Raw genomic sequence first — 12,776 nt, forward strand, 5'->3', positions numbered from 1 at the left:
ATTTCTCGCCAGAAACCGGTTTTATTCAAGAAACCCGGTTTCTCTGTACTTCACTTACCTGGAAAGTGCTGTATACTATCCATGTCCATCTTCTTCTTTTCCCAAATATGCCTCAATTACGCGAGGATCGGCGCGAACTTGATCGGGAGTTCCCTCAGCAATTTTAGTACCGTACTCCATAACACTCACGCGATCGCTAATTCCCATCACCACCTTCATATCATGTTCAATCAGCAAAATACTCAAATTCAACTCATCGCGAATTCGGTAAATAAAGCGAGTTAAATCAGCCGTTTCGTTCGGATTCATCCCCGCCGTAGGTTCGTCCAAAAGCAGCACTTTCGGATCGGAAGCCAAAGCCCTGGCAATTTCCAATCTGCGCTGGTCTCCGTAGGAAAGGTTTTTTGCCAACTCCAGCGCTTTAGAAGCACCTAAACCGACAAAATCAAGCATAGTGAGCGCTTTTATTTTAGCTTCCCGCTCCTCCAGATTTGCAGCGGGAGGGCGGAGGATTGCACCCAACAAACCTGTTTTCAATCGGCAGTGTCTACCTACTAAAACATTATCCAGCACAGTCATGTTGTTAAACAAGCGGATATTTTGAAAAGTTCTAGCAATGCCGAAAGTTGTCAGGCGATCGGGAGGTAAACCCGTGATATTTTTTTGTTCCAAAAGCAACTGACCGCCACTCGGTTTGTAGATACCCGTCAGCATATTAAAAAAAGTAGTCTTGCCCGCACCATTGGGGCCGATCAAACTGGCGATCGAGCCTTTTTCCAATGTTAAACTAACCTGGTTGACCGCAGTCAAACCGCCGAATCGCATTGTAAGTTGCTGTGCTTCTAATAATGACATTTTGGTTGTGATTCCTAATATTAGTTAAGCGGTTATAGCTCGGATTCTATATAATAATACCAAATCGGCTCTGTTAAAGTGCGTCAGCTTGGCTGTGGTGGGATGCTCGTTACCACAGGGAAAGATTTGGGGATCGGAATGCGTTACAGAAAGTCTTGGGCTAAGCTTCATGACTGCGTTTCGGTTTAAGGTTTCCCCTTGAGTGTAAGGACAAAAAGGGTGGAAAATTAAATTACACTGCTAGTTTTTCATGGGTATGGACTACTCTAGTAAGAGGGAATGTAGAGGCCGGAACTATGATAAAGCTTGGTTTGCTGGTGCGATCGCGAAGCGTCTCCGCAGAAAAATCGCCAAACAACGACTTCGGAATCGGAAAAGTTACCGAGATATCTTACTCTACAGCAACAGTTGAATACTTCTGCTCAATTGGGCAACGCCTTGAAAAAACCTTACCCTTAACTTCGCTTTATAGAGTTCAACTCCCGCCTCAGACACGATGCTACATCCAGCCAGAAAGCCAGGATACATGGATAATTGGCCGAATTTTTGACTGGGACGAAGACAAAGGTCAGTATCGAATCGACCTACCCGATAAAAAGATAGCATTAGTTGCTGAACAGGAAATTTACGTTCGTTGCAACCTACCCATCGATGACCCCATCGAAACTCTAGCGATGAAAGGTCAGGAAACGCCCTACTTTCACGATCGACGTTTAGCTTTTGTCCAGTGTCTCATCGAACAACGCGCTGTCAGTCGCGGGATGACAGGGCTGATTTCTGCCAATATTGACCTTTATCCTCATCAAGTTGAAGTTGTCCGCCGCGTACTCGAAGACCCCATTCAACGTTACCTCTTAGCTGATGAAGTTGGACTGGGAAAGACGATCGAAGCAGGTGCTATTCTTCGCCAGTATCTCCTCGATCAACCGCAGGGACGTGCAGTGGTGCTTGTACCGCAATACCTGCGGGAACAGTGGCTTCAAGAATTAGAACATAAATTCTATCTCTCTGACTTGGACAATCGTGTCCAGGTACTTGCAGTAGAGGATGTCGATCGAGTCAGCCCGAATGCCGATTTGGGCTTCCTGATTTTAGATGAAGCACATCATATTGCAGCAATGGCGACCTCTTCAGATTCGATACAGCGCAGGCGTTTCCAGACTTGCAAACACCTCGCTCATAAAAGCGATCGCCTACTTCTATTATCTGCAACTCCAGTTCTCAATCACGAGCAAGATTTCCTGGCGATGCTGCACCTACTCGATCCGATCACCTACCAGCTTGATGATTTAGAAGGTTTTCGTGCGAGGGTGAAAAACCGCCAACAAATTGGTCGAGTTTTACTCTCATTTAAAGAGAAAGCAAATCCGTTTGTGCTTAAAACTAACCTCAACCAACTGCGAAACCTTTTTGCTGAAGATAAATATCTGCTAAATCTCGTAGACGAATTACAAAATTGTTTGGTTTCTCCAGAAACACTCCCCGCCGATCGAGATCGAATTGTGCGATCGATTCGCACCCACATCAGCGACACCTATCGGTTACACCGTCGAATGCTCCGCAACCGTCGCGCTGCGGTGGAAGATGTAATTTTTGCCCGAAATGTGACACCAAAAGTAGAGTATGACTTAGATGAGCGATCGCCCCAAATTCACGAACTCATCGACGAATGGCGCACCGTCGCCCCCAAAGAACAACAATATCAGCACCTTTTCCTGCTTTTATTCCGTGCTGCTGGTACTTGGCTGGGAATCTTACAACAGATAGTTGCAGTCCGTTTAAGTTGTATCTCCCATCCTGACATCATTCAGGAGTTTGGGATTGATAGCGCCAGAATTTTGACGGAAACCCCTCAATTTTCAGGAGAAGCAGAAATTATGCAATCTTTGCAGCGAATTATTCAAGAACCTTCTTCAGAAGGCGATCGCATCGAATTACTCAAGATAGTTCTACTTTATCATCTGTCAGAATGTTTGAAACTTCAATCTTATCGCAGCAACCTTGATAGATTGCTGGAACAGGTGCAGCAGCGAATTCGCCGCCCGATACCGGGAGATACCCTACCAAAAGTTATCATTTTCACCAGTTTTATTCAAACCGGCGCTGAGATTGTCCGGTGCTTATCAGGTACTTTCGGTAGCGGAACTGTAGCTAGCCATCAATTAGGGATGAAACGCTCTGATGTTGAAAAAAACCTCGCTCGCTTTAAAAATGACCCCAATTGTTTTATCCTAGTGTGCGATTCCTCTGGTGAAGAAGGCCGCAACTTCCAATTTGTGAATTGGATGATTAATTTCGATATTCCCTGGTCGCCAAATCGTTTAGAACAAAGGATTGGCAGGATCGATCGCATTGGTCGCCGGATAAATGTTCAGCTTACACTATTTGCGGGTGCAGACTTAGAGGATAGCCCTCACAGTGCTTGGTATGAATTATTAAAAGATGGTTTCGGCATTTTTAATCAATCAATTGCCAGCCTTCAGTTTTATGTAGATGAAAAACTGCCGGAACTGGAAACAGTGCTGTTTCAATCTGGTGCTAGCGGACTCTTAGAAAAAATCGAGTCAATCCGGGAAGGAATCGCTGGGGAACAAGTTAAAATTAGCGAACAAAACGCTTTAGATGAAATTGATGCTCGGGATGAAACTGCTACCGAATATTTTAAAGCTTTAGATGATTGTGACGCTCGCCATCAGGAAATCAAACGAGCAACTGAAGACTGGATTTGTCAAGCGCTACTATTCAAGGCAATTGACGATCTGAATTTAGAAAAAGTGCAGCATTATCAACATACTGCGCGCACTTTAATTCCCGTTCACGATCTAAGAACTCACTTTGCCGATTGTAGAGAACTATCTGGTACTTATAACCGGAGAATATCAACTCAACATCCTGGTGTCAATCTCTACCGTATTGGGGAAGGATTTGTGGAAGCGCTAGCATCTTACATTCATTGGGATGACCGAGGTCAATCCTTTGCGATGTGGCGGTGCGATCGCTCTTGGGATGCTGGAGAAGGGATGGAATGGTTCGGTTTTCGCTTTAATTATGTAGTCGAGGCTGATTTGGAATTAGCCCAGCAAGTTTTAACAGATTTTGAGCTGGAGCGAAGTAGATTTGTATCTGTGAAACGGCGCGCTGATGCGTTATTTCCTCCGATATTAGAGACAATTTTTATTGATGCTCGCTACGAACCAATGAGCATTGTTGAAGATGAAGCTGTTTTGAAGATTCTCCAAGGTTCGTACAAGGGTAAAAGTTCTCATCCCTGCCGAGATTATAATTTAGCAAAAAGTCGATTATCGGTTCTCAATGAGTTTGTTGATGAGAGTAAGTGGCGTGATTTGTGCAGTCAGGCGCGTGAGACTTCGGAAATACTGCTGCGCGATCGCACTTCTTTCATCGAACTCTGCGAACAGCGCGCCCGAATCGCTGACCAGAAACTAGGAAATAGACTAGACCAACTGCGGCTGCGCCTCAACCGACTGGCTGAAAGCGCACAAACTTCGCATTCTTTACTAGCCAAGGAACTTAACATAGAAACTGCGTTAAGTCAAGCTATGTTAGAAGGGATTCGCTATCCCCGAACCAAGCTTGATTCTGTAGGATTCATTGTAGTTTCTGGGCGACCTCCGGTTGAATCTCAGGAAGGGGGAGATGAGTGATGGCTGATTCTTTTCAAAAGCTCAGAGAAATTCTCCAAACAGGTAAGATTCCTGCCGATACAAGTCAGTTTTCAGAAGCCTGTTACAAGCGCTTGCGGGAAACTTTGGGTGCTGCGGAAACTTCTTATGCGCCGGGAATGGGAGATATTGCGGCTCTGATCCGTCAGGTTCTGCGGCGGGAATACGAGCAAAAGGGCGGGATACCCCCAACTTTGAAAGTACCTCGGACTTCTCTTTTTCCCGATCGCGAAATGTGGCAGCAAAGCGGTATCGATATTTTGAGCGAACGTGCGGATTACTATCTGATTAGCGCTCATCCTTGGCAGCCTGATTGGCTAGATTTTTCCCAACAATATCCCCCAGACAAACCCGTATTTGATGAGAAAAAACGCCGCAATTACGAGCCAGTAGAGGGAGATCCGTTTCTAGAATTGGTGAATTTGCAGAAGTATCGGAGTGTAGGGCAACGTGAAGCAATTCGGGCTGTTTTGACGGCTCCTGACAATTCGACACTCGCCATTAACCTGCCTACTGGATCGGGGAAAAGCCTTTGCGCTCAACTGCCGGCGCTGGTGCGATCGCAAAATGCTGGTGTAACAGTTGTTGTAGTGCCAACTACAGCACTAGCCATTGACCAGGAACGAGCTTTAAAACCTTTTGTGAATCATGCCACTGCCTATTATGGCGACGAGTTTGGGCAAGGACAAGAGAGACGGCAGGAAATTCGCGATCGCATCCGCAACGGCACTCAGCGCATCGTTTTCACCTCACCCGAAAGCTTGATAAATTCTCTCGCACCTGCTCTTTACGAAGCCGCAAAATCAGAAATGCTGCGGTATTTCGTAATAGATGAAGCGCATATCGTCGAACAGTGGGGCGATGAATTCCGCCCCGCTTTTCAAGAACTCCCAGGTTTGCGAAGAGATTTGCTGCGCTGGACTTCTTTTACAACTTTATTGCTGACTGCAACCTTAACAGAATCCTGTTTAGATACCCTAGAAACTTTATTTGGTAAACCCGGCACTTTTCAAGTGATATCTGCCGTACAGTTGCGACCGGAACCGTCTTATTGGTTTGCTTGGTGTCAAAGTGAAGAAATCAGGAAACAGCGATTAATTGAAGCAGTTTATCATCTTCCCCGCCCTCTGATTATTTACGCCACAACGCGCCAAGATGTGAATCGATGGAAACAGGAGTTATTGTTGGCTGGATTCAAACGGTGTGCGATGATGACCGGGGAATCCAGTTCAGAAGAACGCTCTCAACTGATTGAAAATTTGCGCGAGAGACGAGTTGATATAGTTGTTGCTACTTCTGCCTTCGGATTGGGCGTGGATCAGTCAGATATTCGAGCCGTGCTTCATGTCTGCATCCCAGAAACTATCGATCGCTTTTATCAAGAAGTGGGTCGAGGAGGTCGAGACGGCAAAGCAGCAATATCGCTCACCTTACATACCACTCAAGACTTAGACATTGCAAAATCGCTTAATGACAAATCTGCCATAACGATCGATCGGGGATTTCAGCGGTGGAAAAGTATGTTTTTGAGGAAAGAAATTCTTCCCGGTGGGCGGTTTCGCGTTCCCGTCAATATTCCTCCATCCTTACAACCAGGAGACATTGACATGAACAGCCAACAGAATCAGGCTTGGAACATCCGCACTTTAACGCTGATGAGTCGATCGGGTTTAATCGATATTGATGCCGATGAACCGCCGCGAAGAAGAAATTTTAAATCGGAAGCAGCTTATAACGAAGCTTGGGAACTGCACAGAAAGTCCCGGTGTATCCGCATCCGAGATGAATCGCACCTCAACCGTCAAACTTGGGAACATAAAGTAGAGCCAATTCGCCAACAGCGCCAAAACTGGAGCTATAAAAACCTGCAATTAATGCGCGAGGTTTTGCGGCCGGAACGCTGTATTTCCGAAATCTTTGCTGAAGCTTACACTATTCCCGCCCGTGTAGTCCCAGAACCGAGAAAACAGGTGATAGTTTCTCGTACTTGCGGTGGATGTCCTGTTTGCAGAAAAAACAGGGAACCAGAGTTTTCGGGAATTATACCCGCGCCATTGCCTGTATGGCAGAAACCGAATTTTTTTGTAGGTGAAAAACTCAAATCCTTGCTGGGAGAAGATAAGTTAATGCTCGTTTTCTATGAGTCTCTTGAATCTCAAAGCTGGAAACTCCAAAGCTCTAAAATTTTTAACTGGTTAATCGAGCAGGGAATTAATAATCTGGTGGTGACCGATGAATTTCAGAGTATATTGATAGCAGAAACAAATGGAATTGCCGATGCTTGTATATTTTTGTTTGGAAAATACGAACCCATGCTGATGCCGCGCATTCCCACCCTGATATTTCATCCGCCCGGAAAGGCTATCCCTCACAACTATCTGTCACTCAACAGAACTTCTGACGCGCCGTTGATTATCATGCTTCCTGTAGATACACCCGATCCCAGTCGCAATGACCGCAAGCTGATCGAGATTTTTTCAGGCAGATACTTGATGTTTAACCAGTTTTGCAGGGAGGTTAATTTATGAGCGTCTTAAAAACTGCTTTGGCAACTCCTAGTAGAATGCGAGGAATATTTAGATATTTACTTCAAGCACCCAAACAGCGCGAAAACAAGGAAAAACTCACTCGGCTGCTTTCTCCCGATCAATTGTCAGAAGGAAGAAACAAAAGTGCCGAACATCCGATGTTTGATGCTGCACTGCGAGAAAGTATCAAGTGTGGCTTATTAATCGCAGACAATGAGGATATTGCTATAAATTTTGAGCTTCCCGAAGCATCTCGACATCTTCAGACAGGTGATAAATTGTTGCCCGATACGCTGGTAGAGCTATTATTTGCTGCTGATAACAAAGATGAAGAAGATTTAGGTCGGTTAATAGCATGGTATTTAGCACAGGATATTTATGAGGCTCCCGATACATGGGAAAAAGTAGAAAAGCTTGTCGCAGAGCAGGGAGTTGCTGAGTCTTTAGATTTGAAAATATCCAGCAATACTCTGTCTGGTCAAGTAGAGGACTGGATGTGTTATTTAGGGTTTGCTTGGAGCCATGCTTCAGATTCAAACAAAAAACTTGTTGTGGCTGAGCCAACTGCTTATCTCAGACGAAATTTAAAGGATTTATTTCAAGGAGAAGCAAAAGCTAAACTTTCAATTCGAAATTTTATCGATCGCCTAGCTAAAAAATGTCCTCTGTTTGAAACTGGAAAATTTCGACAACAGGTTGAAGAAAAAATTGGTGGTCGCTTACCAAATCACTTATCAACTAGCACGGCTTTTGCCTTATTCCGCCTTCAGGATGATGGTTGCATCCAGCTTGTAAAAGAGTCGGATGCCGATTTATTCATCTTTCCAAGTGGAGACAAAGAAGCAGGATTTTCTCATATTATTTTGATGGGGTAGAACCATGACTTTTACAAAATTTGTTTGCTGGGATGTAGATCGCGTTCGCCGCGTAATGGGTGTGGAGGCTACGCAAACTCCAGATAGTATATTTCTGGCAACTCACCATCCAATTGCCATGTACCGCCAGGAACTTATCGATGCACCGTCGCGAGTTCCCTACAGTGAGGAACAATTTCTGAAAGACTTTCTCGCTGAAAAAGATTTCGCTTTCGTGCCAGTTTTAGGCAGTTCTGGGACGGGAAAATCTCACCTGATTCGCTGGCTAGCTGCGAATATTGAATCGACCCAAAAGCGCCGAGTTTTGCTCATACCCAAAATTGGAACGAATCTCAAAGATATTCTCAGTTTAATATTAGAAGGGATGGCAGGAGCAACCTTCGATGAATACCGGCAGCGTTTAAATCGAGCCACTAGCACCTTGACTGAAGCACAAGCGCGGGAACAACTGCTGAATCAGCTTGCGGCTGCTGTTGGCCCAAATGGTCGGGGCGATCGCACAAAACTGTCGGACGTGGAAGATTACCTAGTTGGTGCTGTTGATTCTTTCCTATACGATCCATTTTTCCGAAAAGAATACTGGCTAAAGGATGGGGGTATTATCCATCAATTAGTTATCCACATTCTCGGACAGCGAGATACGGTAGAAGTTGTGGAAGAACGGAGGCATTTTTCGCTAAATGACTTGCCTCTCAATGTTTTAAACTTGCAAAAAGCTGGGCAGTCTGCGCGGGAATTTTATAGCTTACTCATCGGCGATGAGGATATTCAAAGGGCAACTGTAGATTGGTTGAACCGACATTTAGATGAAGCCATAGCTCAGGTTTTGAGCTTGGGGCGGGAAGATTTACAAAGATTGATGGGGGAAGTTCGCGAAACTTTAGCCCAACAAGGAATAGAGTTAGTTTTGCTGATTGAAGATTTTGCTAAATTGCAAGGCATCGATCGCGAAGTTTTAGAAGCAGTTTTAGCGCGACCTCAACAAGCGGGTGGCAAACATTTGTGCGCGATCCGAACGGCGCTAGCTTGTACTACGGGCTATTTTGACAGTTTGAGGTTAGATACTGTAAAACAGCGGATTACTTTTAGCGTTAATCTTGACCTTGGCACAGTTGGCGAACAATCTTTAGTGAATTATGCAGATATCAAACAATTTGTGGGTCGATATCTCAACGCCGTGCGTTTGGAGGATAAAACAATTCAAAATTGGTGGGCTGACTCTCGCAATCGCGAAGGTGCGGATCGAGAATCTCTACCTAGTGCTTGCAATGAATGCGAACATAAATTAGCTTGTCATGCAGGTTTTTCAGAAGCAGACGGTTTTGGTTTGTATCCTTTTACGCCTGAAGGATTAGAACAAATGCTTTATAGAGTCAATCCCGGCAATTTTAACCCTCGGATTTTGATTAAAGATGTTCTTAAGTGGACGCTAGAAAATTCTGCTGCTGATATCGAGGGCGGAGAGTTTCCTGCTATTTCTGTGCGAGAACACTTTGGCAAGATGCGGCTGAGTGCAATTGTTCAGGGAGATATTCAAGCGAAAGATCCAGAAAATTGCAATCGCCGCCAGATTCTCCTAGATTTGTGGACGGATAGTAACGAGCTTTGCGATTTGCACCCAGAAGTTCACTCTGCATTTGATATTCCGGCGCTGGGGGTGAAGGTTCAGCCTACAAAAAAATCATCATCTATTTCGGGTGCTAAAGAGTCTAGGTCTTCTGTTAGTAAGTATCAAGTTGAGTCACAATCTCACACTAAAAAAAATCTGACAGCAGCCGGACAAGTTCCCGACAAGCTGACTAGGCAAAAAGAAATTCTTGATAGGTGGAACAATCAAGAATTTCTCCCGCAAGATATCGCTGGGGAACTGCGGCCGTTGATTTACTCAGCTATCGGCGAGCGGCTCGAATGGGATACGGAAATGCTGCTTAAGGGGGTTTTTGCTAGTAGTGGGACGACATATTTTAAAAGCAGAAATATTACTTTTTTTAGTCCAAAAGTGACGAGGGAGACGATTTCGGGAGTTAAACTATCTCTTCCTCTGAATCCTGATGATGCAGATGAGTTTCGGGAAACGGCGATCGCCTTTCAAGGTATGTTGCAATACAGCCATTACAAGCATTGGAAGTTCCCCGATGGAGCTCGCTACTTCCGCACCTACGCCAAACAACTGGAAAGATGGAGTCAGTATGTAGTTGAGCAAATTCGCCTGTATCCCCGCGAGTCTGGGGAACCCTGGAACCCTGTCCCTGCTGCTGTTGAGCTACTGGCGATCGCAGCAACAATGGCCGGACATCCTACAAATTCGATTGAAGATTTGATTAATAGTTTGTTTCTCGATTTAGAAGCAAAAGATTTAGAAACTCGTTCAGCTAGCTGGAAAAAGCTATTTAATAGCTTACAAAACCACCGCGAGGCTTTACTAGAAATTGTTAAAAGTCGCACGGCCTGCACAAAAGGAAGTTCTAAACAATTTCAGATTATTGATGTTGTACAAATCCTCGACCCATTGAAACAGGTTAGCAAATCTTGGCAACCTCAATCTAAAATTCCGCCAGATGTTCGAGAAAAGTTTCCCGAAATTAATAAGGCGCGTCAAGCTGCGGATGAACTGCTAGAAAAAGCGATTCAGGAAGAGTGCGATCGCCAACTTGCTGTTTATAATTTTCTAGTAGCTGAATTAGGGGAAGACATCAAGAAAAAAGATGTTACCGATTTAGTAAAGCGGGCGATCGGTCGCTCGACACAAGCTGGTGTATTTCGAGGCAGAAAGAGTGTCGATGACCTAACATCTGTATTGGAACAGTTTAAACGAGTTGGGCTTTCTAGCTATTTAGAAACAATGAAGCGCGTGCAAACTGAGAAAAATAATCCCGATAGTAAACCGGGGAAGTTGCTTAAGTATCTCAGCGAAAATCATCAAAAAGCCATGACAGAGGCTTCCGAATTTGTCGGCAGCACTAACAATTTTCTTGAGGCTTCTATAACCGAGGTGAATAACCAAATTGAAGTTTTAGAAGTGTCCGGTGGTGCAACAGTAGAATCTTGCCATAGGGCTATTCAAGATGGATTGGCTAAACTGCGAAATCTAATTACTGACATTAAAGATAGATAATATGCTTCTAGAAAAATCCACTCAACTGATTGACTTATCTCAAAATAAAATTAATCTTCAGACCTATGCAACCCATCTTCAAGGTTTTCAATCTCGACAACAACAAATAGAGCAAGCTGTGGCTATAACTCTACCTCTCGTTCAATGTTTGAGAGCTTTTCGTAAAAAAGGAATTGCCAATGTGGATTTAACTCAAAAGGCTGAGATTCTGCTGACATTTATTGCTAATGTTGAGTCAAAATTTAAAGAAGATCCTGAGTGGATTATAAATAATGAAAATTTCAACGAAAAAAATTTCACTTCTAGGATAAAACAATTGCAAAAAGCTCTGGAAGAGCAACTCAGTCAAGCTTGGTGGCGCTACCGAAATCAAAATAGGCCAAGCGCTAATAATGAAATCCTAAATTTATTGGATAAAGTTTCGGCATTTAAGTCAACTGTCCAACGGATTAGAAGTTTAGATTTGCAAATTCTGGAATCAAACTCAATTCCCCAAAGCAGTGAGGATTTTGAAAGAGTCGATCGGCTAATTGAGGAATTAAAGCAGTGCTGGGATGGCTTAAATGCTGATGAGGTTCCTGAAGCAGTGCTTCGTTTTCTGAGAGTGGCTGCTAATGAGGGTGCTACCCTGGAACTTTTAACGCCAGAGGTAAAAGATTGGTTGACTAAACACCGTCTGATTGATTCTTTACGAATTCGCTTCACCCAATAAATGGTTTGCGATTGTCCCAGAAATCACTGACGCACCCTCCTGCATTTTCTAGCGTACACACAAAGTGCGATCGTCTGTACTCTGCGGTGAGTCAGCAGCAAATTGTGTCAGTTGAGTCAAATCTCTTGACTGACGCCCCCTACTGCATTTTCTAAGGTACAAACAAAATAGAATTTGAAAAGATTAGATTCTAGCGAACGGCCAGGGCGATATTGTGCGTGTAAATCGGCAGTCGAAAAGTTTTCAATAAGTTTGAAATGGAGTTCGTCAGCCAAAGTTGCAATCTTTTCAAACCCCGTAATCCACGGTGCATACATACTTTCGTATTTATCTATGTAATCATTGATATCTTGGTAGCCCGTGGTTCTCAAAATTACCCCCTCTGACATATAATCAAAGGACAATCGAAAATTATCAACATTGTCGCGAATTTGTTCTAATACAAATATTACATCTTTTTTGTCAACCAAAGTAGTGTTGCCTTCCCACAAAAAATATGTCGGTCGAGCGAAATCAAATTCACTCGGTTTCAGCAAGGAGATTAAACCGTCTTTTACGTAATCGCCGGGAAGGTAGCGAACATTGGCAGTAACTTTGTTAGCTTTGAGAGTTTCTGCTTTTAATTGAAGAGTCGCGGGGTCGTCTATTTCAAAATAAGTGACTTTTTCTCCATTAATTATAGCAGCGCGAGTATCCAAACCCGAACCTAAAATAACTACTTGCTTGCAACCTCCTAAAATTTGATTTGACAAAAAATCATCAAAATATTTAGTCCGCAACTTAACCATTTCTTTAGCGGCGGGAGAGTTTTGAGCTATTTGCCTAGCTACTTTTTTTGTTTCCTCATTGAGCCATATTTTTACTACATGATCAGTATACAGAGGAATGGCCTCTTCATTCTCTTCTGCTCTAAATTCCGCAACGATAAAAGCAGTACCAGTTACATTGTTCATGGCTAATCTTTCACCCTTACTAAGTAGTTGGTTACAAATAAACCTTAGATGGGCA

Annotated in this window: 7 protein-coding genes; 5 read left to right on the plus strand and 2 right to left on the minus strand. The window is 43.8% G+C overall.

The features are described 5' to 3' along the window. Window positions 1–75: 75 nt before the first annotated feature. Window positions 76–855: an ABC transporter ATP-binding protein gene (locus tag QUB51_RS26020; RefSeq protein WP_333208328.1), complete on the minus strand. Its 780-nt coding sequence runs from the start codon at window positions 853–855 to the stop codon at window positions 76–78. 296 nt (window positions 856–1,151) lie between these two features. Between QUB51_RS26020 and dpdE the strand changes: the two genes are divergently transcribed. Genes dpdE through QUB51_RS26045 form a run of 5 tightly spaced genes read left to right on the plus strand, consistent with a single transcriptional unit; the run spans window position 1,152 to window position 11,768 of the window. Next, window positions 1,152–4,520: a protein DpdE gene (gene dpdE, locus QUB51_RS26025; protein WP_333262896.1), complete on the plus strand. Its 3,369-nt coding sequence runs from the start codon at window positions 1,152–1,154 to the stop codon at window positions 4,518–4,520. Continuing rightward, window positions 4,520–7,066 (plus strand): protein DpdF, encoded by a 2,547-nt coding sequence (gene dpdF, locus QUB51_RS26030; RefSeq protein WP_333262899.1) that lies wholly within the window; start codon window positions 4,520–4,522, stop codon window positions 7,064–7,066. The genes dpdE and dpdF overlap by 1 nt, the downstream gene beginning before the upstream one ends. After that, window positions 7,063–7,941, plus strand: coding sequence for a protein DpdG (dpdG, locus tag QUB51_RS26035; RefSeq protein ID WP_333262902.1), 879 nt, complete (start codon window positions 7,063–7,065; stop codon window positions 7,939–7,941). The genes dpdF and dpdG overlap by 4 nt, the downstream gene beginning before the upstream one ends. Window positions 7,942–7,945: 4 nt before the next feature. Beyond that, the gene (gene dpdH, locus QUB51_RS26040) at window positions 7,946–11,056 is read left to right on the plus strand and encodes a protein DpdH (protein ID WP_333262905.1); all 3,111 of its coding nucleotides are present in this window, start codon (window positions 7,946–7,948) and stop codon (window positions 11,054–11,056) included. A 1-nt stretch (window position 11,057) separates the two neighbouring features. Continuing rightward, window positions 11,058–11,768 (plus strand): hypothetical protein, encoded by a 711-nt coding sequence (locus QUB51_RS26045; RefSeq protein WP_333262907.1) that lies wholly within the window; start codon window positions 11,058–11,060, stop codon window positions 11,766–11,768. A 116-nt stretch (window positions 11,769–11,884) separates the two neighbouring features. Here the strand turns inward: QUB51_RS26045 and QUB51_RS26050 are convergent, their stop codons facing one another. Beyond that, window positions 11,885–12,721 carry an SAM-dependent methyltransferase gene (locus QUB51_RS26050; RefSeq protein ID WP_333262910.1) on the minus strand — a complete coding sequence of 279 codons (837 nt, stop codon included), beginning with the start codon at window positions 12,719–12,721 and terminating at the stop codon, window positions 11,885–11,887. Between the last annotated feature and the right edge of the window lie 55 nt (window positions 12,722–12,776).

Source organism: Microcoleus sp. AT8-A3, assembly GCF_036705675.1.
Taxonomy (GTDB): Bacteria; Cyanobacteriota; Cyanobacteriia; order Cyanobacteriales; family Microcoleaceae; genus Microcoleus.

Coding starts and splice junctions, on each gene's coding strand:
- dpdF (WP_333262899.1), top strand. CDS start 4,520: ATGGCTGATTCTTTTCAAAAGCTCAGAGAAATTCTCCAAACAGGTAAG.
- dpdH (WP_333262905.1), top strand. CDS start 7,946: ATGACTTTTACAAAATTTGTTTGCTGGGATGTAGATCGCGTTCGCCGC.
- dpdE (WP_333262896.1), top strand. CDS start 1,152: ATGATAAAGCTTGGTTTGCTGGTGCGATCGCGAAGCGTCTCCGCAGAA.
- QUB51_RS26020 (WP_333208328.1), bottom strand. CDS start 855: ATGTCATTATTAGAAGCACAGCAACTTACAATGCGATTCGGCGGTTTG.
- QUB51_RS26050 (WP_333262910.1), bottom strand. CDS start 12,721: ATGAACAATGTAACTGGTACTGCTTTTATCGTTGCGGAATTTAGAGCA.
- QUB51_RS26045 (WP_333262907.1), top strand. CDS start 11,058: ATGCTTCTAGAAAAATCCACTCAACTGATTGACTTATCTCAAAATAAA.
- dpdG (WP_333262902.1), top strand. CDS start 7,063: ATGAGCGTCTTAAAAACTGCTTTGGCAACTCCTAGTAGAATGCGAGGA.